This is a genomic window from Streptomyces sp. HSG2 (genome assembly GCF_016598575.1).
Lineage (GTDB): Bacteria > Actinomycetota > Actinomycetes > Streptomycetales > Streptomycetaceae > Streptomyces.
Genome location: NZ_CP066801.1, coordinates 1,035,672 through 1,058,394 on the forward strand (window position 1 = coordinate 1,035,672; position 22,723 = coordinate 1,058,394).

Annotated in this window: 15 protein-coding genes and 2 pseudogenes; 4 read left to right on the forward strand and 13 right to left on the reverse strand. The window is 71.3% G+C overall.

What is annotated here, in order from left to right:
- Positions 1-248: 248 nt before the first annotated feature.
- Together JEK78_RS04055 and nrdR are read right to left on the reverse strand one after the other, a co-directional pair.
- Positions 249-3,134, reverse strand: a complete 2,886-nt coding sequence (locus JEK78_RS04055) for a vitamin B12-dependent ribonucleotide reductase (protein WP_200262728.1) — start codon at positions 3,132-3,134, stop codon at positions 249-251.
- Between the two features lie 247 nt (positions 3,135-3,381).
- Positions 3,382-3,816 (reverse strand): annotated as a pseudogene (gene nrdR, locus JEK78_RS04060) (transcriptional regulator NrdR); the annotation flags it as partial.
- A 519-nt stretch (positions 3,817-4,335) separates the two neighbouring features.
- Between nrdR and lexA the strand changes: the two are divergent.
- Positions 4,336-5,115, forward strand: a complete 780-nt coding sequence (lexA, locus tag JEK78_RS04065; protein ID WP_200262729.1) for a transcriptional repressor LexA — start codon at positions 4,336-4,338, stop codon at positions 5,113-5,115.
- Between the two features lie 165 nt (positions 5,116-5,280).
- Here the strand turns inward: lexA and JEK78_RS04070 are convergent, their stop codons facing one another.
- The 9 genes and pseudogenes from JEK78_RS04070 to miaA all read right to left on the reverse strand — a co-directional run bounded on the left by JEK78_RS04070 (position 5,281) and on the right by miaA (position 18,777).
- Positions 5,281-7,257, reverse strand: coding sequence for an ATP-dependent DNA helicase (locus JEK78_RS04070; RefSeq protein WP_200262730.1), 1,977 nt, complete (start codon positions 7,255-7,257; stop codon positions 5,281-5,283).
- 564 nt (positions 7,258-7,821) lie between these two features.
- Positions 7,822-8,346 (reverse strand): annotated as a pseudogene (locus tag JEK78_RS23195) (GNAT family N-acetyltransferase); the annotation flags it as partial.
- Positions 8,347-8,593: 247 nt separating this feature from the next.
- Positions 8,594-10,291 (reverse strand): IucA/IucC family protein, encoded by a 1,698-nt coding sequence (locus JEK78_RS04080; RefSeq protein WP_242483256.1) that lies wholly within the window; start codon positions 10,289-10,291, stop codon positions 8,594-8,596.
- A gap of 374 nt (positions 10,292-10,665) precedes the next feature.
- Positions 10,666-12,156 carry a GTPase HflX gene (gene hflX / locus JEK78_RS04085; protein WP_200262732.1) on the reverse strand — a complete coding sequence of 497 codons (1,491 nt, stop codon included), beginning with the start codon at positions 12,154-12,156 and terminating at the stop codon, positions 10,666-10,668.
- Positions 12,157-12,342: 186 nt separating this feature from the next.
- Positions 12,343-13,842: a M1 family metallopeptidase gene (locus JEK78_RS04090; RefSeq protein WP_200262733.1), complete on the reverse strand. Its 1,500-nt coding sequence runs from the start codon at positions 13,840-13,842 to the stop codon at positions 12,343-12,345.
- A gap of 105 nt (positions 13,843-13,947) precedes the next feature.
- Positions 13,948-16,143 (reverse strand): HD domain-containing protein, encoded by a 2,196-nt coding sequence (locus JEK78_RS04095; protein ID WP_200262734.1) that lies wholly within the window; start codon positions 16,141-16,143, stop codon positions 13,948-13,950.
- 169 nt (positions 16,144-16,312) lie between these two features.
- Positions 16,313-17,206, reverse strand: coding sequence for a diaminopimelate epimerase (gene dapF / locus JEK78_RS04100; RefSeq protein WP_200262735.1), 894 nt, complete (start codon positions 17,204-17,206; stop codon positions 16,313-16,315).
- A gap of 53 nt (positions 17,207-17,259) precedes the next feature.
- Entirely contained in the window at positions 17,260-17,730 is a 471-nt protein-coding gene (locus JEK78_RS04105; protein WP_200263984.1) for a hypothetical protein, read from the reverse strand.
- Between the two features lie 108 nt (positions 17,731-17,838).
- Positions 17,839-18,777 carry a tRNA (adenosine(37)-N6)-dimethylallyltransferase MiaA gene (gene miaA, locus JEK78_RS04110; RefSeq protein ID WP_200262736.1) on the reverse strand — a complete coding sequence of 313 codons (939 nt, stop codon included), beginning with the start codon at positions 18,775-18,777 and terminating at the stop codon, positions 17,839-17,841.
- 179 nt (positions 18,778-18,956) lie between these two features.
- Here miaA and JEK78_RS04115 point away from each other — a divergent pair, with 179 nt between their 5' ends.
- On the forward strand, positions 18,957-19,244 hold the full coding sequence (locus JEK78_RS04115; RefSeq protein WP_200262737.1) for a hypothetical protein: 288 nt from the start codon (positions 18,957-18,959) through the stop codon (positions 19,242-19,244).
- 22 nt (positions 19,245-19,266) lie between these two features.
- Positions 19,267-19,554: an antitoxin gene (locus JEK78_RS04120; protein ID WP_200262738.1), complete on the forward strand. Its 288-nt coding sequence runs from the start codon at positions 19,267-19,269 to the stop codon at positions 19,552-19,554.
- A gap of 166 nt (positions 19,555-19,720) precedes the next feature.
- Here the strand turns inward: JEK78_RS04120 and JEK78_RS04125 are convergent, their stop codons facing one another.
- Both JEK78_RS04125 and miaB read right to left on the reverse strand, forming a co-directional pair.
- Complete coding sequence (locus JEK78_RS04125) at positions 19,721-20,434, reverse strand: class III extradiol dioxygenase subunit B-like domain-containing protein (RefSeq protein ID WP_200262739.1); 714 nt, start codon at positions 20,432-20,434, stop codon at positions 19,721-19,723.
- Positions 20,435-20,517: 83 nt separating this feature from the next.
- Complete coding sequence (miaB, locus tag JEK78_RS04130) at positions 20,518-22,038, reverse strand: tRNA (N6-isopentenyl adenosine(37)-C2)-methylthiotransferase MiaB (protein WP_200262740.1); 1,521 nt, start codon at positions 22,036-22,038, stop codon at positions 20,518-20,520.
- Between the two features lie 198 nt (positions 22,039-22,236).
- On the opposite strand from miaB, the gene JEK78_RS04135 reads away from it, so the two are divergent.
- The gene (locus JEK78_RS04135; RefSeq protein ID WP_200262741.1) at positions 22,237-22,722 is read left to right on the forward strand and encodes a cation:proton antiporter regulatory subunit; all 486 of its coding nucleotides are present in this window, start codon (positions 22,237-22,239) and stop codon (positions 22,720-22,722) included.
- The last annotated feature ends 1 nt before the right edge of the window (position 22,723 follow it).

The following is a 22,723-nucleotide window of genomic DNA, read 5'->3' on the forward strand; positions in this document are numbered from 1 at the left end:
TCGTCCTCCGGCGCTTCCCGCCGCCCGCGAGGCCGGGGGGACGACTGATCCGGCGTCCCGGCCACCGGGTCGTCCCACCCACCGGGCGGACCGTGACCTGCTCGAACCCGAGATCCGTGACCGAGGCGACCCGCGTTCGGTCCCGCACTCCGGAACGACGTCGAGCGGGGCACCGATCGTGGTCGGTGCCCCGCTCGCTCGGCCCTCTCGACGGTCGTGGACGTGACCGGTCGGCGGGCCGTCGGTTGTCAGCTGCAGCCGCTGGTCGAGCCACACCCCTCGCAGATGTAGCAGGACCCGGCGCGCTGCATCTTGGTGCCGCAGGAGAAGCAGAGCGGCGCGTCGGCCTGGAACCCCATCTGCATCTCCACCAGTTCCGCACTGGTGTGAGCCTGCCCGGGTGCGGGCTTGACCGACTCGGCGCCCGTCCGCGCGTCACCTACGGCCTTCGGCTCCAGGGCACGCGGCGCGGACTGGGCGAGGCCCTCGACGTCCAACTCGTCGTCGGAGGGCTCGTAGGAGCCCGTCTCAAGATGACGCTGGCGCTCCTCGGCGGAGTGGATGCCGAGGGCGGACCGGGTCTCGAAGGGGAGGAAGTCCAACGCCAGCCGACGGAAGATGTAGTCCACGATCGACTGGGCCATGCGCACGTCCGGATCGTCCGTCATCCCGGCCGGTTCGAAGCGCATGTTGGTGAACTTCGCCACGTAGGTCTCCAACGGCACACCGTACTGGAGGCCGACGGAGACCGCGATGGAGAAGGCGTCCATCATGCCCGCGAGGGTCGACCCCTGCTTGGACATCTTGAGGAAGACCTCGCCCAGGCCGTCGTCCGGGTAGGAGTTCGCGGTCATGTAGCCCTCGGCGCCACCCACCGTGAAGGACGTGGTGATGCCGGGACGCCCCTTGGGCAGCCGCCTGCGGACGGGGCGGTACTCGACGACCTTCTCGGTGACGGCCTTGTCGGACGCCTCGGGCGCGGCCCGCTTGCCCTCCTCCTTCTTCTTGGCGGAGAGGGGCTGGCCCACCTTGCAGTTGTCGCGGTAGATCGCGAGCGCCTTCACTCCGAGCCTCCACGCCTCGAAGTAGATCTCCTCCACCTCCTCGACGGTCGCCGACTCGGGCATGTTGACCGTCTTGGAGATGGCGCCCGAGATCCAGGGCTGGATCGCGGCCATCATGCGGACGTGACCCATCGGGGAGATGGAACGCTCGCCCATGGCGCAGTCGAACACCTCGTAGTGTTCGGCCTTGAGCCCCGGGGCGTCGACCACGTTGCCGTGCTCGGCGATGTGGGCGACGATCGCCTCGATCTGCTCCTCCTGGTAGCCCAGGCGGCGCAAGGCCTGCGGGACGGTGCCGTTGACGATCTGCATCGAGCCGCCGCCGACCAGCTTCTTGAACTTGACCAGGGCGAGGTCCGGCTCGACGCCGGTGGTGTCACAGGACATGGCCAGACCGATGGTTCCGGTCGGAGCGAGGACGGAGGCCTGGGAGTTGCGGAAGCCGTTCTTCGCTCCCAGCCGCTGGACGTCCTGCCAGGCCTCGGTCGCCGCGGCCCACACGGGGTTGTCTAGGTCGTCCATGCGCGTGGCCGCGCCGTTCGCGTCGGCGTGCTGCTTCATGACCCGCTTGTGCGCGTCCGCGTTGCGCGCGTACCCGTCGTACGGACCCACCACGGCGGCCAGTTCGGCGGAGCGCCGGTAGGCGGTGCCCGTCATCAGGGAGGTGATGGCCCCGGCCAACGCCCGTCCCCCGTCGGAGTCGTAGGCATGGCCGGTGGCCATGAGCAGGGCTCCGAGGTTGGCGTAGCCGATTCCGAGCTGGCGGAACGCACGCGTGTTGTCGCCGATGGCCTGGGTGGGGAAGTCGGCGAAGCAGATCGAGATGTCCATGGCCGTGATGACCAACTCGACGATCTTCTGGAAACGCTCCGTCTCGAAGGACTGGTGGCCCCGCCCGTCGTCCTTGAGGAACTTCATCAGGTTCAGCGAGGCGAGGTTGCAGGACGTGTTGTCCAGGTGCATGTACTCGCTGCACGGGTTCGACGCCGTGATGCGGCCGGACTCGGGGCAGGTGTGCCAGTTGTTGATGGTGTCGTCGTACTGGATCCCCGGGTCGGCACAGGCCCACGCGGCCTCGGCGATCTTCCGGAAGAGGCCGCGCGCGTCCACCTCGTCGATGACCTCGCCGGTCATCCGAGCCCGGAGGCCGAACTTCCCACCCTGTTCGACGGCGGTCATGAAGGCGTCGTTGACACGCACGGAGTTGTTGGCGTTCTGGTACTGGACGGAGGTGATGTCGTCGCCGCCCAGGTCCATGTCGAAGCCCGCGTCGCGCAGTACACGGATCTTCTCCTCCTCCTTCACCTTCGTCTCGACGAAGTCCTGGATGTCGGGGTGATCCACATCGAGGACGACCATCTTGGCGGCACGGCGCGTGGCGCCCCCGGACTTGATGGTGCCGGCGGAGGCGTCGGCACCCCGCATGAAGGAGACGGGCCCGGAGGCATTGCCTCCGGAGGAGAGCAGTTCCTTGGAGGAGCGGATACGGGAGAGGTTCAGACCGGCGCCGGACCCGCCCTTGAAGATCATCCCCTCTTCCTTGTACCAGTTGAGGATCGACTCCATGGAGTCGTCCACGGAGAGGATGAAGCAGGCGGACACCTGCTGGGGCTGGCTGGTGCCGACGTTGAACCAGACGGGGCTGTTGAAGCTGAAGACCTGGTGCAGTAGGGCGTACGCCAACTCGTGCTCGAAGATCTCGGCATCGGCGGGCGAGGCGAAGTACGCGTGCTCCTCGCCGGCCTTCCGGTACGTCCTGACGATGCGGTCGATCAGCTGCCTGAGGCTGGTCTCACGCTGCGGCGTGCCCACCGCGCCCCGGAAGTACTTGCTGGTGACGATGTTGACCGCGTTCACCGACCAGAAGTCGGGAAACTCCACGCCACGCTGCTCGAAGTTGACCGAGCCGTCGCGCCAGTTGGTCATGACGACGTCGCGGCTCTCCCAGGCAACCTCGTCGTAGGGGTGAATCCCGGGAGTGGTGTGGACACGCTCTACGCGGAGTCCCTTGCCCGCCTTGGCCCCCTTGGCACGCGAACTCCGTGCCGGGCCACTCGCCGTCTCTGTCATGCCGCCTCCCTGTACGGGCGAGAACGCCCTGATATGCCCCGATGTTCCCGGGACACGGTGTTTCTCTGTGCTACCGCGGGCCCTGTCACCGGGGTCGCGGCGGGTATTTCGGAAGCCGTCCCGGCCCCGGGGGTGTCACTCCGAGCCGAATCGCCGGTCAGCCGGCGCTCCGGGGAACCTCCGTCGTGACACGCGCGGGCGCGTCGCCCGCGCGCTCCTCCGCGTCGCCGGGCCCTCCCGGCCGCCGCCTGAGCTCCGCCACGGCGGCTTCGAAATCCTCCAGCGAGTCGAAGGCCCGATAGACCGAGGCGAAACGCAGGTAGGCCACGAGGTCCAGCTCCTGAAGCGGGCCGAGTATCGCCAGCCCCACCTCGTGGGTGGTGAGCTCGGCGCTTCCGGTGGCCCGGACCGCCTCCTCGACCCGCTGCCCCAACTGCGCGAGCGCGTCCTCGGTGACGGGTCGCCCCTGGCATGCCTTGCGCACACCATTGATGATCTTGGCGCGGCTGAACGGCTCGGTGACTCCCGACCGTTTCACCACCATCAACGAGCAGGTCTCCACGGTGGTGAAACGCCGGGAACAGTCGGGGCACTGCCGACGCCGACGAATCGACGCCCCGTCATCGGTCGTCCGACTGTCGACCACTCGACTGTCGGAATGCCTGCAGAAGGGGCAGTGCATCTACTCCAACCCTCCTCACAACGAACCCAACGGCCTCGCAGGGCCGCTCGACCCTCTCCCGAAGCAGGCCCCAGCATAGGCGATTCCCGGGAGGCCGAAGACCCGGGGTCGGCCGAGGAACCACAATTTGTGGGCAGTCAGCGCAATACAACCACTAGATGTGGGGATCGCCACCCGACGCGCCGCCGCGTCCCCATCGACCCGAGAAGCACTGGGAGCGTGTCGCGCACCGGCGCGGGGAGTCGACGAAGAGACCTCGCAAGGGCCGCCGCGCCGGGGGCGCGACGCCACGGGCACACGCAGGGCGATGACAGACTGTGCCCCACGAAGGTGCGGGAGCCATCGCGGCGCACGCTACACCGGGGGGCGCAGAGAGGTGGGACAACGCCGCCGTCATACACCCGGGCACAGGAACTCGTCCCGCGATCCGCGAATTTTCACTCGAACGTGTGTTTGGCGCAACCTTTCGAAAGCATCTACCGTTGTGCTGCTGGGAGACCATCGAGAGGGGCCGACGACGTGACCACCACAGCAGACAGTGCCGCCATCGCCGCGCAGGACCGCTCCCCCGGTCGGCTCGAACCCGTGCCGGCAGCGGGCGGAACCGAGACGCCCGAGGAGCCCAGGCGATCCCTGCCCGGCCGACCTCCCGGCATTCGCGCGGACAGCTCCGGGCTCACCGACCGGCAGCGCCGCGTCATCGAGGTGATCAGGGACTCGGTGCAGCGGCGGGGATACCCGCCGTCCATGCGCGAGATCGGCCAGGCGGTGGGCCTGTCCAGCACGTCCTCCGTCGCCCACCAGCTCATGGCGCTCGAACGCAAGGGCTTCTTGCGCCGTGACCCCCACCGGCCGCGGGCCTACGAGGTGCGCGGTTCGGATCAGGCCTCGTCGGCACAGCCGGCGGACACCACAGGGAAGCCCGCCGCGTCGTACGTGCCGCTGGTCGGGCGTATCGCCGCGGGCGGACCGATCCTGGCGGAGGAGTCCGTCGAGGACGTCTTCCCCCTCCCCCGGCAGCTGGTCGGCGACGGCGAGCTCTTCGTGCTCAAGGTGGTCGGCGACTCGATGATCGAGGCAGCCATCTGCGACGGCGACTGGGTCACGGTCCGTCGTCAGCCAGTCGCGGAGAACGGCGACATCGTGGCGGCGATGCTCGACGGCGAGGCGACCGTCAAACGCTTCAAGCGCGAGGACGGGCATGTCTGGCTGCTCCCGCACAATGCCTCGTATGAGCCGATTCCGGGTGACGACGCGACCATCCTCGGCAAGGTCGTGGCCGTGCTCCGGCGGGTCTGAGCGCGAGAGCCGAGGGCACCGCGGCCCGGGTCTCGGAGCGCGCCCCCGGGGCCCGAGTGGCGTCCCCTTCGAACGCCGGCCCCTGGGCCGGCTCGGCCCGGAACGGCCTGGGGCTCCTTCCGCGACGAACCCGCGGTGCCCGCCTGGCCACGCAGAGCGCCCCGCTCAGCCCTCCGCCGCCTGCCTGGCCGCCTCGTCGATGGCCGCCAACGACCTGCGTACCTGCTCCCGGTCCGTGGTGGACCAGAAGTCGGGCATCGAGGCCGCGAGGTACCTGCCGTACCGGGCTGTCGCGAAACGGGGGTCGAGTACGGCGACGACCCCGCGGTCGTCGGAAGCGCGGATCAGCCTTCCCGCTCCCTGAGCCATGAGCAGGGCCGCGTGCGTCGCGGCGACCGTCAGGAAACCATTGCCACCACTCTGCTCCACGGCCCTTTGCCGTGCGCTCATCAAGGGGTCGTCGGGGCGAGGGAACGGGATCTTGTCCATGACCACGAGCTGACAATTGGGTCCCGGAACATCCACGCCCTGCCACAGCGAGAGGGTCCCGAACAGGCAGGTCTGGGCATCGGCGGCAAAGCTCTTGATCAGTTCGCCCAGCGTCTCCTCCCCTTGCAGGAGAATGGGGAACTCGGGGATCCGTGAACGCAGCTCCTCGGCAGCCAGGCGTGCGGCGCGCATCGACGAGAACAGACCGAGGGTGCGTCCACCTGCCGCCCGGACCAAGGCCGTCAGTTCGTCCAGCATGTCGCCGCGATCAGCGTCGCGCGCCGGACGCTCCAGGTGTCTGGCGACATAGAGGATGCCCTGCCGACGGTAGTCGAAGGGCGAACCCACGTCGACGCCGGTCCACTCCGGTGCGTCCTCTCCCCCGGCATCGTCCGGGGAGAGGCCCAACGATGCCGCCACACCGTCGAAATCGCCGCCCAGCCTCAGGGTCGCCGAGGTCAACACGACCGTGCGATCGGTGAAGAGTTTCTCCCTCAGCAAGCCCCGCACCGACAGGGGTGCGACGCGCAATGAGGCACCGAAGCGCTCGTGGCGCTCATACCAGACGACGTCCCACTCAGACCCCCCGGCGATCCGCTCGGCGACGTCGTGGACGCTCTCGACGGAGGCGAGTGCCTGCCTGCGTACGACGTCCCCGTCGTCTCCGGACTTGTCCCTCGTGGCCCCGAGTGTCGAGAGAGCCAGTCGGGCGGCGTCACGCAGAGCCGACAAGACATAGGCGAGATCTTCCGGAAGCTCGTCCACGCGGCCGGGCAGCGCCAGCTCCATCACCCTCTCGAAGCCCTCCGCCGCCGTCTGGAGCTGGTCGGCCGCCTTCTCGTCGACGAGCTTCGCGGCCCGGCGGACCGCCCGGTGGACCTGGCCCGAGGTCAACTCGCCGGTCGCGGCACCCGTCACCCGCGAGACGAGTTCGTGTGCCTCATCGACGATCAGCACCTCGTGTCGGGGCAGGACGGACGCGTCCTGCAGGGCGTCGATGGCCAGCAGCGCGTGGTTGGTGACGACGACATCGGCGAGCCTGGCGCGTTCACGGGCGGCCTCGGCGAAGCACTCCGGACCGTACGCGCATTTGGTCGCGCCCAGGCACTCACGGGACGACACCGACACGCTCGACCACGCCCGGTCCGAGACGCCGGGAGTCAGGTCGTCGCGGTCCCCCGTCTCCGTCTCGTCGGCCCAGTCCCGCACCCGGAGCAGGTCCTCGCCAAGCCTGCTGGTCGGGGCGGCGGCCTCGAACTGGTCGAAGAGGCCGTCCTCCTCGTCCCGGGGGACGCCCTCGTGAAGGCGGTGCAGGCAGAGGTAGTTCGACCTGCCCTTCAGCATGGCGAACTCGGGGCGACGGCGGAGGAGCGGACGCAGGGCCTCCACCGTGCGCGGAAGGTCCCGCTCCACCAACTGGCGCTGGAGCGCCAGGGTGGCGGTGGCCACGACCACTCGCTCGCCCTGGGCCAGGGCGGGGACCAGGTATCCCAGCGACTTGCCCGTCCCGGTCCCCGCCTGGACCAAGAGGTGTCCGCCGGTCTCGACGGCCGTGGCGACGGCCTCGGCCATGGTCACCTGGCCAGGGCGTTCGGTACCGCCCACGGCGGCGACGGCGGCGTTCAGGAGTGCGGCGAGTGAGGGCTTCGTCATGGCACGACCACCTTACGGCCCGGGACCGACAGCGCGGACCGCGATCCGCGAGCTCGAGCCGGACGGCGACGCCACGGGAGCACGCTCCCCACGACGGCAGAGGCGGGAGGCGGAGACCTCCCGACCGCGGACCCGGGCCCGCCGCCGACCGACGGGGGGTGCGCGCGGCTCCCGGCCTCACCGGCGCGGGCGGGGCACCCGCGAACCTGCCACCGTGCGTGACGTACGGCGCGCGGCACCGTCGTGTCGAGCGATCGTGGATCGGCCGGATCCCGCCGGTGCGAGCTGCGGGATCGCATCACCCGTTGCACAGAGCCTCAGCGGCTCTCGGCATTCCGAGCACTTCGGCCCGGAAGGTCCGCCTCGTCACCAAAGCGTGAGGGCTTCGGCTCGAGTACGGTCTCTCGCTTCTGTCTGCCGCTGGTGCGGCGGGGTTGCGCCACCTGCCCGCCCCGCCCCCGCCTCGCGGCGGGTGCGGGTGGCGCGGGTCTTCCGGTCGGCTCCACGAGGCTTCGACACCACCGAGGCGGTGCCCTGGGCATCTCGTCCCTCGTGGGAGGCGTGGCGCTCTCTGACCATCAGAACCGCCCGCTTGCCCGGCAGCTCGACCTCCTCGGCGCGGCGGAAGCCCGCACCGAGGAAGGCCCCCACAGAGCGCGTGTTGCGGAGGTCGGGTTCGGCCAGGACGCGTGAGCACAGCGGTCGACGAGCGAACACCAGGGAGGCGACCGCCGCGATCAGGACCGTGCCCAAACCCCGCCCGCGGTCGGCGGCGGCACCGATGAGCAGGTGGATTCCGATGTCGTGCGCCCGTACGGGGGCGTACCGGGCCAGCGGGTCCAGATCGGCCCGGTAAATCTCCCAGTAGCTCATCGGAGTGCCCTCCAGCGTTCCCAGACACGGCACGCTGTGTCCGTCTCCGGGGAGCTGCGTCCGAATGTGCGCCGCCACCGCGCCTGGGTCGCCCGAGAGCCCCCAGAACCGGGCCACCTCGGGATCGTCCATCCACTCCACGATCCGGGGAAGGTCCCGGACCGGACGGACCGGGACGAGGCGGAAGTCTCCGGCCGGGGTGGCGACCCGTCCCCAGGAAGCCAACACGCGCCGGCCCTCGACGAGCCCCGGTGCACGGCCCGCACGCTCGGGCGGAGGGGGAGTGGGGGTTCGCTCCACGCACGGCCGGTCGGAGTACGCACCGACGCCCGCCCGGGCGTCCCGGGTCTCGACCGCTCCCGGGGCGCGCTGCGCCATGGTTCGCTCCCAGTCGTCTCGTCGTGGGCGGCGGATGGGTCGGGTGCCGGGTCGGGTGTCTGCCGCCGGCTCGTCGTCCAGGTGCTCAACAGCGCAGCGGATTGGTGAGGGCCACGTAGACGGACTGGGTGTCGACGGGGCCCTCGAGCTCGTCGAGGTCGTGCAGCCGCGTCAGCAGGTTCGCCTTGCACCGCAGGACGCGCGAGTCGAGCAGCAGGGGACGGAGCGCGCCGTGGCGTCGTCTCCCCGGCGCGACGGGACGGGCGAGGAAACGACGAAAGGCGTCCAGCAACACCCGCTCGTCCGCCAGGCGCTGGGAGCCGAAAGCGCCGATCAGACCGCAGACGTTGTTGACACCGAGGTAGTAGGCGAGGCGTTCGTCGGCGACCTCGTCCGCGACGAAGGTGTCGCTGTGCTCCCCGATGCCCGGCAGCCGGGCGTCGAGTTCGGCTCGGCCGGACTCCCGGTAGTAGTAGCCCTGATTGTCGCGGTGGCGACCGCCGATCGGCCACCCCTCGTCGTCGAGGAGTACCAGGGTGTTCTGCTGGTGTGCCTCCAGAGCGATACCGACCTCCTCGTCCAGCCACAGCACAGGGGCGACGACCCGCTCCAGGTAGCGCAGGAACCACTCCGTCCCGACGACATCGCGGGGCCGGCCGGTCCGCTCGGCGCCGGCGGTGACGATGTCCGACAGGCGCGAACCCTCCACCGGCGATCCGTCCGGTCGCGGGGCGACGAGCCCCGCGAGGCAGGCGACATCGTCGGTCGGGGCGAAGGGGTTGTGTCGGATGACCACGTCGAGCCCGCGCAGCGCCCCGCCGTCGGCCGCGTCCACGCCGATCCAGGCCGGGTCCCTCACGATGTCGAAGCCCGGGTGCGCCGCGTGCCACTCGCGCGCCAGTCCGGCGCGCAGCAACCGGTGCATCTCCGCCCCGCGATGCAGCTCCTTGCGGAGGTTCTCCCTGCGGGAGTTGGTGATCCGGAGTGCCAACGACAGCTTGAGCATGGCGGGGGAACCGGTTCGGTGCACGGTCCGCAGCGAGGACGTGGGGTGCCAGGGTTCGCCCGCGACGCCGAGGTCTCGGAGCAGTCCGCTGTCGAGGAGGCCGGCCAGGTCGGGGCGATCCCGGATCTGCCTCATCTGCCAGGGGTGCACGGGCAGCAGAGTGTGGCCCGGCGAGGGCGTCGGCACCGCCCCGGCCAGACGCGAGACGAGCCGGGCCGCCGGGACGGTCCGGCCACCCTGGGACCAGGCGGAGTCCGTCGCCGAGACCTCAGGCGCGACGGACAACCAGTGCAACGGGAAGGCACCCCGCAGCTCGGGCGAGTAGCGCAGGGTCTCCTCCTCGGTGAGCCCTTCACGGCTCTTAGGCGCGGGGTGCGTCGGATGTCCCAGCAGCAGTGCCTGTTCGGCGGTGAGGAAGAGGTCGGCTGGGCCTGCCCCGCTCGTCTTTGCCGCCTCCGGTAGGCGCTCCCGGAGAATGAGAGCGGTGCGGCGGGCCGAGTCGTCGACGCGTGCGACGAGGTCGGCGGCGCCCCTCGCGCCCCGACCCGCGAGGTCCGTGGCGAGCAGTGCCGCGATGGCGGCCCCGCGGACCGGCGTCGTGTGGTCGGGCGAGTCGGCGGGGCGCACCGCTTCGAACCGGTGCCATCCGGTCGGCGACCAGTACGCGACCGGTGCGACCAAGGCCGCTTCGCCGGTGGGGGACGGGAGTCGGAGAAGGCCGTCTGTCGGTTCGGGCAGATCGGTCTCGCGGACCCAGCACCGCAGCAGGTTCTCCACCGCCGCCGCCTGTGCCCGAGCCTCGGCCGTCGAGGCTGGAGCGTCTGGGCGGGCGGCGGCCGGGGAGGCCTTGCCGGAAGGCCGATGGGCTTGGGCCCGCCAGGGCCCGGAGCCAGGGAGCGGAACGCGCGGCGCCCCGCTCTCCCGCGCCGCGATCCGGTCGGGTGAGAGGGGTTCTCCGGCCTGGCGCACGCCCGTCGCGCCTTCCACCACGTCGACCTCCCGACTCCGGGGAGAGCGGACGTCCCCGCCGCGCTCCGCACCGGGAGCCGCACCGGTCGACGGCCCCCGGTGATCAACCGCCGGGGAGGGTTCCGGTTACGGGTGTCGGAGCGATCGGGCGGGGGCGTGCCGCACCGCCACCGCCCGATGGCTCAGGCCGCCCGTGCGGGCCCGTACGGGAGAAGCTCGGCGGCCAACTCCTCGTGCACCCTGGCCTTGAGGAGTGTCCCGTCGCTGGTGTGTTCCTCCGAGAGGACCTCGCCCTCGTCGTGGGCGCGTGCGACCAGCGTGCCGCGGGTGTAGGGCACGAGGGCCTCGATCTCGACGGACGGACGGGGCAGTTCCTCGTCGATCCGGGCGAGGAGTTCCTCCATGCCCTCGCCACTGCGGGCGGAGACCACCAGAGAGCGCTTCTCGACCCGCAGCAGTCGCTGCAACACCAGCGGGTCCGCCAGATCCGCCTTGTTGATCACGACGATCTCCGGGACGTCGGTGGCGCCGACCTCGCGGATCACCTCGCGCACCGCCGCCAACTGCTCCTCGGGGACGGGGTGTGTGCCGTCGACCACGTGCAGGATGAGATCGGATTCGGCGACTTCCTCCATCGTGGAGCGGAACGCCTCGACGAGGTGGTGCGGCAGGTGTCGGACGAAGCCGACGGTGTCGGCCAGGGTGTAGTGACGTCCGCCGGGCGTTTCGGCCCGTCGCACCGTGGGGTCAAGAGTGGCGAAGAGGGCGTTCTCCACCAGCACGCCCGCCCCGGTGAGACGGTTGAGGAGCGAGGACTTGCCGGCGTTGGTGTACCCGGCGATCGCCACGGAGGGGACCTTGTGCCGATGGCGTTCGCGACGCTGGATGTCGCGGCCTGTCTTCATTTCCGCGATCTCCCGGCGCATCTTCGCCATCTTCTCGCGGATCCGTCGACGATCCGTCTCGATCTTGGTCTCGCCGGGCCCTCGGGTGGCGAGGCCGCCCCGGCCGCCGCCCATCTGTCGGGACAGAGACTGACCCCACCCGCGGAGTCGCGGCAGCATGTACTGCATCTGCGCGAGCGCCACCTGCGCCTTGCCCTCGCGGGACTTGGCGTGCTGGGCGAAGATGTCGAGGATCAGGGCGGTACGGTCGATGACCTTGACCTTGACCACGTCCTCCAGCTGGATCAGCTGGCCGGGGCTGAGCTCGCCGTCGCAGATGACGGTGTCGGCCCCCGTCTCGTGGACGACGTCACGCAGTTCCTCGGCCTTGCCCGAGCCGATGTAGGTCGCCGCGTCGGGTTTGTCCCGACGCTGTACCACGCCGTCCAGGACCAGCGCGCCCGCGGTCTCCGCGAGGGCCGCCAGTTCGGCGAGGGAGTTCTCGGCGTCCCGCGCCGTACCGGAGGTCCACACGCCCACGAGCACCACGCGCTCCAAGCGGAGCCGTCGGTACTCGACCTCGGTGACGTCCTCGAGCTCGGTGGACAGGCCCGGGATCCGCCGCAGCGCAGCCCGGTCGGAACGGTCGAACTGATCGCCGTCGCGATTCTCGTCGATCTCGTGGCTCCGGGCGACGTCCTCCTCCATCAGAGCATCGGCCCGGAGGCCTTCGGAATAGCCGCGGGCAGTGCGCCCGGTCTCCTGGGAAGGGGAAGAAGAGGCGGTCATTGGGTCCTTCGGGTAGCGGGACGGGTGGTGTCGTCATGGTCAACGCGCGAGCGCCCCCGGGCGATTCCCGGGGCGCCGGCGGCAGCGGGTCGGCGGGGCGACGCCCCCGACCTGTCGTGCCCCCGTGTGCCGGCGGACCCCGACGTCTCCTCGATGCTCGCACGAAACGTGGTCGGCGTCACCGCCTTATCCGTCCGTCGGTCCGTCGGGGGCCGCAGGCACCCGGGACCGCCAGTCCGGATGCCCGGGCATCGGTGGGGTCTTCTCGTCGTACAGCCAGGCGTGGAGAAAGACCGCCAGATCCCGGCCTGCGATCCGTGAGGCGAGGTCGACGAAGTCGGCCGTGCCCGCCGTGGAGTCGCGGTGGCGGCTCACCCATGCCCGTTGCACCCTCGCGAAGGCGGCCGGGCCGATCTCCTGGCGCAGCGCGTAGAGCACCAACGCGGCTCCGTCGTAGACGTTGGGGCGGAAGATGCCGTTCCTGTCGGAGGGCCGGGGCGGCTCCGGCTCTCCCGGGGGGCCGCCCGCCGCCCGCCAACGGTCGGAGGCGGCGTAGGCCGTCTTCATCCTGGCGACCAGCGACCTGTCGGCGACATCCTGGGCGTGGAGTGCCTCGTACCAGGTGGCGTGGCCTTCGCTGAGCCAGAGGTCGGACCAGGTCCGAGGGGTGACACTGTTGCCGAACCACTGGTGGGCGAGCTCGTGCACCATGATCGACTCGACGTACCAGGAGGGAAGGGCGGGCTCGGTGAACAGGCGTCGCTCCACCAGCGAGAGTGTCTGGGTCTCAAGGGCGAATCCGGTGGTGGCGTCGGCCACCAGCACCCCGTAGGCCTCCAGCGGATACGGGCCGAGCCGGTCCTCCATCCACGCGATGTGGTCGGGAGTCCGGGCCAGCCACGGCTCCATCGTCTCCTCGTCGCCGACGGGCACCACGTCGCGGACGCGCAGCCCGCGGGGGCCGGCGCGCCGGAGCACGGCGGAACGGCCGATGGACACCTGGGCGAGTTCGGTGGCCATGGGGTGGAGTGTCCGGTACCGCCAGGTGGTCGTATCGGGGTCCGGGCCCTCTCCGACCCCGACCGGCAGACCGGCGGCGACCGCGGTGTGCCCGCGCGGGGTGGTCACCTTCACGGTGAACATCGCCTTGTCGGAGGGGTGGTCGTTGCAGGGGAACACCAGATGGGCGGCGTCCGCCTGGTTGGCCATGACGAGACCGTCCGAGGTCCGCACCCACCCACCGGGGCGGCTCGTCGCGTGGTGCGGCTCGCTGGTGTGCCGCACGGTGATCCGGATCCGCTGCCCGGCGGTGACACCCTTTCTCGGGGTGACCACGAGATCCTCGCCCGCCCCGACGAAGGCGGCCGGTTCCCCACCGACGCGCACCGAGGTGACCCGCCCCCGCGCGAAGTCCAGGTTGATCCGCCGCAGGTCCGTCGTCACCCGGGCGTCGATCCTGGTCAGCGCCTCCAGTGGCGCCCGGTTGTCCCCGGAGTAGGTGAAAGACAGGTCGTACGCGATCACGTCGTACCCGGGGTTGCCCAGGTGGGGGAAGAGCCGGTCGCCGACACCCAACGGCGTCGGCGGCGCCGCGAACGCGGCGAGACAGGAGACCGACACGGCGGCGGCGAGCAGCGCCACCGCCGTGCGCCGACGCGGGCGGCGGGGGTGGGGAGTGTGGGGCATGGACCCACGGCTACCAGCGCGCCGCGGCCGGGGGGCGGAGAGGCGCGCCGCTCCCACTCGAACGGGTCGCCCGGGAGGGAGCGCGGGCCGTGAGTTCCGACCCCGTCAGCGGCGACCGGAGGATCCGGTCTGCGAACGGTTGACGTCGTACACCCCTGCCACGTCGCGCATGGCCCGCATGAGGGAGGGCAGCAACGCCGCGTCGGCGAGTCGGACGGTGTAGGTATGGCGGACGCGCTGGTGGTCGGGGGGTTCCACCGTGGCGGAGACGATCTCGGCGCCGGCCGAGGCCATGGCCTCGGTGAGATCGGCGAGAAGATGCGGGCGGACGAAGGACTCGGCCAGGAGAGTGACCCGACACTCGGCCGTGTCGCCCCACCGCACGGTGACCTCGGTACGCCCCGAGCCACGCATCCGCGACACCACGGCGCAGTCCACGCGGTGCACGGTCACCACGCCCCCGCGCACCGCGAAGCCGGTGATCTCGTCGGGGGGAACGGGCGTGCAGCAGCCGGCCGGCCGAGCGGGCGGGCCGGGTGGCTCGACGCGAACGTCGGGTCCGCTCGCCCGGGTGGGTCGGGTGTCGGGAGTCCGGGCCGCCGATCGTTCCCCGCCGCCGCGGCGTCCGCGGTCGCCGTGTTCCGGCTCCGCGGCACCTTCCTCCTCCGTCCGCGCGGCGGAATGGGCGAGGCGTCGCTGAATGGCGATCCGCGCGCCGGGGGTGCGGGCGTGCTCCAGCCACTCTCGGGAGGGCTCGGTGGCCGGGTCCTGCCCCATCAGGGCTTCGATCCGGTCGCCGTCCCGCAGCACCGTGCCCATGGGGGCCAACCGACCGTTGACCCGCGCCCCGATGCAGGCGTGCGCGTCCTCGCCGTACTGCGCGTACGCGGCGTCCACACACGTCGCCCCCTCCGGCAGGCCCAGTGTCACGCCGTCCGGCCGGAACACCGTGATCTCCCGATCCTGCGCGAGGTCCTCCCGGAGCGTGGACCAGAAGGTGTCGGGGTCCGGAGCGGCACGCTGCCAGTCCAGCAACCGCGAGAGCCAGCCGGGTCGGGTGGGGTCCGCCCTTTCCTCGCCTTCCTTCGTCTGCTGCTCCTCCGTCGGGTGGGCGTACGGGTTGCCCAGGGCGACGACTCCCGCTTCGGCGACGCTGTGCATCTGGTGTGTGCGGATGAGGACCTCGACCACCTCTCCGTCGGACGCCCGGGCAACGGCGGTGTGCAGGGATTGATAGAGGTTGAACTTGGGGACCGCGATGAAGTCCTTGAACTCCGCCACGACCGGCGTCAGGCAGGTGTGCAGCTCGCCCAGGACGGCGTAGCAGTCCGCGTCCTCCTGCACGAGCACCAGCAGCCGACCGAAGTCCGCGCCGCGCAGCGGGCCCCGCTTCCGGGCGACCCGGTGCACGGACACGACATGGCGTGGCCGAATCAGCACCTCGGCGGCGATGTCGGCGTCCCGTAGGACCGCTCGGACGTCCTCGGCGGTCTCGGCGAGCGGGTCCGCCGGCGCGGCGGCGTTCTCCGCGATCAGGCCGCGCGTCTCGGCGTGTTCCCCGGGATGGAGGACGGCGAAGACCAGGTCCTCCAACTCGGTCTTGAGTGCCTGGACCCCGAGCCGCTCCGCCAGCGGGATGAGGACGTCCCGGGTCACTCGGGCGATCCGCTCCTGCTTCTCGCGCCGCATCACCCCCAGGGTGCGCATGTTGTGCAGCCTGTCGGCGAGCTTGATCGACATGACCCGGACGTCGTTGCCGGTGGCCACGAGCATCTTGCGGAAGGTCTCCGGCTCGGCGGCGGCGCCGTAGTCGACCTTCTCCAGTTTGGTGACGCCGTCGACCAGATAACGCACCTCCTCGCCGAACTCGTCGCGGACCTGGTCGAGGGTGACCTCGGTGTCCTCCACGGTGTCGTGCAGGAGTGAGGCGGTCAACGTCGTCGTCTCCGCGCCGAGTTCGGCGAGGATCAGGGTGACGGCCAAGGGGTGGGTGATGTACGGCTCGCCGCTCTTGCGCGTCTGACCTCGGTGCGAGGACTCGGCGAGCAGATAGGCACGGCGCAAGGCGTCGAGATCGGCGTCGGGATGGTGGGCCCGGTGGGCCTCGGCGACGTGGCCGATGGCCGCGGGCAGTCGGTCCCGTCCGCCGGGGCCCAGGAGCGCGGCGCGCCCGAGTCGGCGAAGATCCAGCCGGGGTCGTGCTCTCCTGCGGGCGGCCGGCGGCGACGGCGCCTCGGCCCCGCCTTCGGACTCCGGCTCGACGGGGCGCGAACCCGCGGGATTCGTGGCCTCCGCGTTCATGGGCACCTCCGGCTGCGTCGACCGGCGAACGGGGCGCCCCGGGGCGGACACGGCTCAGAGGCGGGTGCCGGTCCCCCGGACGGGCCGGTGCTTGATGCTATCGAGCCCATCACGTACGACCGACCGCCTCTCACCAAGCGTGAAACGGATCACCCATTCGAGCGAAGCCTCAGCGGTGGACGTTTCCGGTGTGCGGGCCCGTCGCCAGCGCTTGGGGATCGATCTCGCCCTCGGCGACGATGACGGCCGGGCCGGTCATCTCGATCTCGCCGTCCGGTCGCTCGGTGATCATCAGAGTACCTCCGGGAACATCGACCGTGTACGACACCGGGAGGCCCGTGACCGCCGGGTCGACGCCGTCCCGGCGGGCCGCGGAAACCGCGACCGCGCAGGCACCGGTGCCGCACGAGCGCGTCTCGCCCGACCCCCGCTCGTGGACCCTCATGGCAACGTGTCGGGGCCCTTGGTCCACCACGAACTCGACATTGACCCCGTCGGGGTAGGTGGTCGTCGGGCGCACCGAGGGCGCCGCGCGCAGGTCCCCGGCATGAGCGAGGTCGAGTACGTGGGCCACGGCGTGCGGGTTGCCCATGTCGACGTGGGTCGCCGACCACTGCCTGCCGTCGACGTTTACCGTGACCTCTCCGCCGGGAAGCGCCACGCGGCCCATCCCCACGGTGACCGCTCCGTCGGCGGCGAACCGCACCGCCCTGACCCCGGCGCGGGTGGCGATGCTCAGGGTGTTCTGGGTGACGAGCCCGGCACGCCGGAGGTAGTGCGCGAAGACCCGCACCCCGTTTCCGCACATTTCGGCGAGCGAGCCGTCCGCGTTGCGATAGTCCATGAACCACTCCGCGTGGCCCGCCATCTCCCGGGCGTCCGGGTGGGCCGCCGAGCGGACCACGTGCAGGAGTCCGTCGGCCCCCAGTCCGGAGCGACGGTCGCAGAGCGCCGCGACGACGGCCGGAGGCAGCTCCAACGCGTTCTCAGGGTCGGGAAGGATCACGAAGTCGTTCTCTGTGCCGTGCCCCTTGAGAAAGGGAATCCCCGTGCGTGTGCTCATCCCCCGATCGTACGGGTTCACGGCGCGGAGGTGCCCGGGACGACGGGCCACCGTCAGCCGCGGAGGCGCGCGACCCTCCAGATCGCCAGGGCGACCGCGCCCGTGACCACCACCGTGTAGAGAAGCACGACCCGCCAGTCCGGTCGGCGACCGGACCCGTGCTGTGGCAGACCCGGCCAGGAGTAGCCGACCCGACCGGCCACCGTGGTACCCCAACCCGCCGCGCACAGACAGATCAACAGGCCCAGCATCGCGATCACCGCGCCGCTGTCACCGAAGTCGAAGGCGAGCGGGAAGGCGAACATCAACGACCCGACCGCGGCCAGCGACACCGTCGGGGCGATCTGCCAGAACCGCAGCCGCCTTCGCGGGCGCAACTCGACCTCGTCGACCTCGCCGCCCTCGTACATCTCGTCGGACTCGGGTCCGTCGGAGCTCAGTCCGGTCCCCTCCGGTGTCGGTACTCCGCCGTCGGTGGCGACGTGCTCGGTGCTCGTCGCGGCGTCGCGAGGGCCGGCCTCCATCGCCACACGCCCTCCCAACTCGGGTCTCGCTCGGTCGATCGATGCTCGATGATGGCACGGCGACAGGCCCCCGGGAGGCGGCCTGAGCGTCCCGATGCCAGGACGTGATCAGGCTGTGACCGGTCCCTCCACCACGGACAGAGCGAGCCCCGGCAACCGCGCGGCGTGGGCCTCCGCTCCGCTCAGCCAGTGCACGCGGGAATCTCGCCGGAACCACGCGTCCTGACGCCGCGCGAAACGCTTGGTCGCCCGTACCGTGGCGTCCCGCGCCTCGGCCTGCGAACAGGTCCCGGCGAACGCGTCGAGGAGCTGCCGGTAGCCCAGCGCGCGCGCCGCGGTGAGCCCGTCGCGCAGACCCACGGCCTCAAGCGCCCGCACTTCCTCCACCAGGCCCGCTTCCCACATGCGATCCACCCTCCGCGCGATGCGCTCGTCGAGTTCCGGGCGGGGCACGTCGATGCCGATCTGGATCGTCTCGTACACGGGGTCGGGCCCGGGGAGAGTGGCGGTGAAGGGGCGACCGGTGATCTCGATCACCTCGAGCGCGCGCACGATCCTACGACCGTTGCCGGGCAGGATGGCACGCGCGGCCCCGGGGTCGACGGCGGAGAGCCGTTCGTGCAGCACCGCCGCCCCACGAAGGGTCAGCTCCTCCTCCAGCCGGGACCGGACCTGGGGGTCGGTCCCCGGGAAGCGGAGGTCGTCCACGGCCGCGCGGATGTACAACCCCGAACCACCCACCAGGATCGGCCACCGCCCGGCGGCGAGGAGCGCGTCGACGCGCTCACGGGCCAGGCGTTGGTACTCCGCCGCGGAGGCGGTGACGGTCACGTCCCAGACGTCGAGGAGATGATGGGGCACCCCGGCACGTTCCCGAACAGTCAGCTTGGCGGTGCCGATGTCCATCCCCTGGTAGAGCTGCATGGAGTCCGCGTTGACGACCTCGCCCCCGAGCGTTCGGGCGAGGAGGACACCCAGGTCCGACTTGCCGGAGGCGGTGGGGCCGACTACGGCGATGACACGGGGACGGGGGGCTGCGTTGCTCACCGTCACAGTCTCCCAAACCTCGCGGCCCCCTCACGAACGAGCGACGTTACGCTCCGCCGACCAGGTCGTTGCCCGTTGCGAGACCTCCGCCGAGGCGGATCGCGGCGGCGCCCGGATCGCCCGTCGGACGCTCCGGGACACGCGGGATCCGACCGGCACGAGTACCGTATGGAGTGGACATGGGCGCATTTTCACGGCTGTTTCGCAGGTCGAGGGAGACGGAGGCCTCCTCGCCGTCCGGCACGCCCGACGTCGAGGCGCCACCGGCCGCGGGCGTGAGCGCGGTGTCGGCGGGCCCCGAGGCGGCCAAGAGCCCCGTGGCCGAGCCGGACCCCGGCCCGACCGAGGCACCGTCGGACCGGGTACGGTCCCACCGGGATCCCGAACCCGACGGCATCGGGATCCCGAAGCAACAGTCCGTCGAAGCCGCCGCCGACAGAGAAGCCGGCGAGAGCGCCTGTTCGTGACCATCCGTGAGGGAAGGACATCATGGGTCTCCTTGACAACATGAAGGCCAAGCTGACTCCGGCCAAGGGCAAGGTCTCGGGTCTCGCGCGCGAGCACGGGGACAGGATCGACCGCGGCCTCGACAAGGTCGCCAAGAGCGTCGACCAGCGCACCAAGGGCAAGTACAGCGAACGGATCCAGTCCGGTACGGGCAAGGCCAAGGACGCGATGGACCGCCTCGCCCGCCGCGACGAATCCTCGGGTACCGGCGACCGCGGCGGCGCCGACTCGACCGGCCCGGCGTCCGACGATCGACCCTCCGCCTCCTGACGGACCGACCCCCACCCGCGCCAAGGGGGATCCGGCTCACGCGGCCCCGCCCGCGTGACCGGCGTCCACGCGGAGGGCCTGTGGCCCACGTCCCCGTCCCCGCCGGGCGGAACCCCGCCCGGCGGGGACGGGGACCGGGCGCCGGCAGACGGGTCGGACAAGCTTCCTACGACCAGGACGCGACCAGGTACCCCACTCCATAGGGCGCCCCCTCGTACAGCAGGGCCCCGCCGAGCGAGGCGCCTTCCGCCGCGCCGGCGAGCACCTGCCACGGCCCACGTCCGGACACCCTCAGCGTGCGTGCCAGTTCCTCGTCGAGGGCGCCCAGCGCTCCGGTGTCGGCGGCGGCCAAGGCTCGGGCCACATCCGCGTCGAAGGGCTCGGCGCGCGCGTCGAGGTAGCCGGGAGCCTTGAGGGTGCGACAGGCGCTGCCGTCGCCCAGCACCAGCATCGCGACGCGGTCCGAACTCTCCCTCAGCTCGCGGCCCGCGGCCCGGCAGCGCGCCCCGGGCGTCTCCTGGCCCACGGCCACCCCCTCGACCGGGGACGCGCACCGGTCGACACGTGCCAACAGCCAGGCGCCCACCGCGAGCCCGTAGGGCAGGGTCCGGCCGCCGCCCGCTTCCGGCCCTTCGCCGAGCCGTACCTCCAGTTCCACACCGAAGCCGCGGAACGACCCTCGGGTACCGGCGGGATAGGTCTCAAGGACCCCACTCCTGCCGGGTCCCACCACCACGAGCCGGTCGGGACGGGAAGCCGCGAGCGCACCCACGGCCTCGGCGCACGCGGCGCGCGCGGAGGCCAGCTCGGGTGCGGCGCCCGCGGCGATCTCGGGTACCAGGAGAGGGGGGCAGGGGCAGAGGGCGGCGGCAACGAGCATGATCGGCAGCGTAGCCGCGCGAGGACGTCGCGCGTCACCGGCCGGGGCGAAGAGAACCCGTCCGCCCCGGAACCACCGCCGCCTCACCCACTCTGGCAACCACCCCCGGCGGGAACGGGAAGCGGATCGGGCACGCCGACCGTCGGCACCCCGAGCATCACTCCGCCCGACTTCTCGGCCGGGGCGGCGTGACGCGCGCTCCACGCGTCCCCCGCACGTGTGCGTCGCACCTCCCGCACCGGCCCCTCGGCGAGCAGGTGGTGCGGGGCGGCGTAGGTGATCTCGACCGTCACCATGTCGCCGGGGCGCACCTCCGCCTCGGGCTTGGCGAAGTGCACCAGGCGGTTGTCGGGGGCACGGCCCGACAACCGCCTGGTGGTGCCGTCCTTGCGCCCTTCTCCCTCGGCGACCATGAGTTCGAGCCGGCGGCCGACCTGCCGCTTGTTCTCCTCCCAGGAGATCTCCTCCTGAAGTGCCACGAGACGTTCGTAGCGTTCTTGGACGACCGGCTTGGGGATCTGCCCGTCCATCTCCGCGGCCGGGGTTCCCGGTCGCTTGGAGTACTGGAAAGTGAACGCCTGCGCGAAGCGGGCCTCTCGGACCACACGCATGGTCTGCTCGAAGTCCTCGTCGGTCTCGCCCGGGAAACCGACGATGATGTCCGTGGTGATCGCGGCCTCGGGGAGGGCGGCCCGGACCTTCTCGATGATCCCGAGGTACCGCTCCTGACGGTAGGAGCGCCGCATGGCCCTCAGCACCGCGTCCGAGCCGGACTGCAGCGGCATGTGCAGTTGGGGCATCACGTTGGGGGTCTCGGCCATCGCCTCGATCACGTCGTCGGTGAAGTCCCTCGGGTGGGGGGAGGTGAAGCGGACCCGCTCCAGCCCCTCGACGCCGCCGCAGGCGCGGAGCAGTTTGCCGAACGCCTCGCGGTCGCCCATGTCGGAACCGTAGGCGTTGACGTTCTGGCCGAGCAGGGTGATCTCGCTGACACCCTCCGCGACGAGGGCCTCGACCTCCGCGAGGATGTCCCCCGGCCTGCGGTCCTTCTCCTTGCCGCGGAGCGCGGGAACGATGCAGAAGGTACAGGTGTTGTTGCACCCGACGGAGATGGAGACCCACGCCGCGTAGGCGCTCTCGCGTCGCGTCGGGAGGGTGGAGGGAAAAGCCTCCAGCGAGTCCGCGATCTCGACCTGTGCCTCCTCCCGCACGCGGGCGCGCTCCAGGAGCACCGGCAGCCGCCCGATGTTGTGGGTGCCGAACACGACGTCCACCCAGGGGGCGCGTCGGACGATGGTGTCGCGGTCCTTCTGGGCCAGGCAACCGCCGACGGCGATCCGCATGCCGGGGCGGGCGGCCTTTCGGGGGGCGAGGCGCCCCAGGTTCCCGTAGAGCTTGTTGTCGGCGTTCTCCCGCACCGCGCAGGTGTTGAAGACGACGACGTCGGCGTCGCCGTCGGCGCCTTCGGGGGCGCGCACGTAGCCCGCCCCCTCCAGCAGGCCGGCCAGGCGCTCGGAGTCGTGGACGTTCATCTGGCACCCGTAGGTGCGCACCTCGTATGTACGCTCAACGTCCACGGGCCGGTTCCGGTCGATGCTGGTCATGCCACAAGGGTAGGCGGTGCGCGCGGGGCCCTTCGCCGCTCGCCTCGTCTCGGGTCCGGCCCGAGCGCCGAGTCGCGGGTGCGCCGGCGCGGGCCGGGGCCGCCTGGCCGCCGTCCTGCCGGCGGATGGCAGCATGGCCTGGTCAGGGGCTCTCGACGAGCGGGCCCGACGACCGATCGACGAACAAGGGGAAGAGACGTGTCCGCTCCACGCCTGAAGGCGACACCGCTGCCGGGAATCGGGGTGCAGTACAACCTGGTCACCCGGGAGCAGCGGCACCTGTCGGTCGTCGCCCACCGGGACGGCGCCCGCACCGTGAGCCTCTACCGCACGGACGACCCCGACTCGTGCGCCTACTCGCTCCGGCTGACCGCGGCGGAGGCGGAGGCGGTGACCGACGCCCTCCAGCCCGACCACCACAGCGCCAGCCTGCTGTCGACCACCCAGCTGGGGTTGGTGGCCGAACGTATCGAGATCTCCGCCTCCTCTCATTGGAACGGCAGACTCCTGGGCGACACCCGAATGCGCACCGAGACGGGCGCCTCGGTGGTCGCGGTCCTCCGTCGCGCGGAGGCCATCCCCTCGCCCGCCCCCGACTTCCGTCTCGTGGGAGGGGACATACTCATCGTGATCGGCACCCGCGAGGGCGTCGACAGCGCCGCCGCCATACTCGGGCGGGAGTGAG

Coding starts and splice junctions, on each gene's coding strand:
- miaB (WP_200262740.1), bottom strand. CDS start 22,038: ATGACCAGCATCGACCGGAACCGGCCCGTGGACGTTGAGCGTACATAC.
- JEK78_RS04125 (WP_200262739.1), bottom strand. CDS start 20,434: ATGCTCGTTGCCGCCGCCCTCTGCCCCTGCCCCCCTCTCCTGGTACCC.
- JEK78_RS04055 (WP_200262728.1), bottom strand. CDS start 3,134: ATGACAGAGACGGCGAGTGGCCCGGCACGGAGTTCGCGTGCCAAGGGG.
- JEK78_RS04095 (WP_200262734.1), bottom strand. CDS start 16,143: ATGAACGCGGAGGCCACGAATCCCGCGGGTTCGCGCCCCGTCGAGCCG.
- JEK78_RS04115 (WP_200262737.1), top strand. CDS start 18,957: ATGGGCGCATTTTCACGGCTGTTTCGCAGGTCGAGGGAGACGGAGGCC.
- dapF (WP_200262735.1), bottom strand. CDS start 17,206: ATGAGCACACGCACGGGGATTCCCTTTCTCAAGGGGCACGGCACAGAG.
- JEK78_RS04070 (WP_200262730.1), bottom strand. CDS start 7,257: ATGACGAAGCCCTCACTCGCCGCACTCCTGAACGCCGCCGTCGCCGCC.
- hflX (WP_200262732.1), bottom strand. CDS start 12,156: ATGACCGCCTCTTCTTCCCCTTCCCAGGAGACCGGGCGCACTGCCCGC.
- JEK78_RS04120 (WP_200262738.1), top strand. CDS start 19,267: ATGGGTCTCCTTGACAACATGAAGGCCAAGCTGACTCCGGCCAAGGGC.
- JEK78_RS04105 (WP_200263984.1), bottom strand. CDS start 17,730: ATGGAGGCCGGCCCTCGCGACGCCGCGACGAGCACCGAGCACGTCGCC.
- JEK78_RS04090 (WP_200262733.1), bottom strand. CDS start 13,842: ATGCCCCACACTCCCCACCCCCGCCGCCCGCGTCGGCGCACGGCGGTG.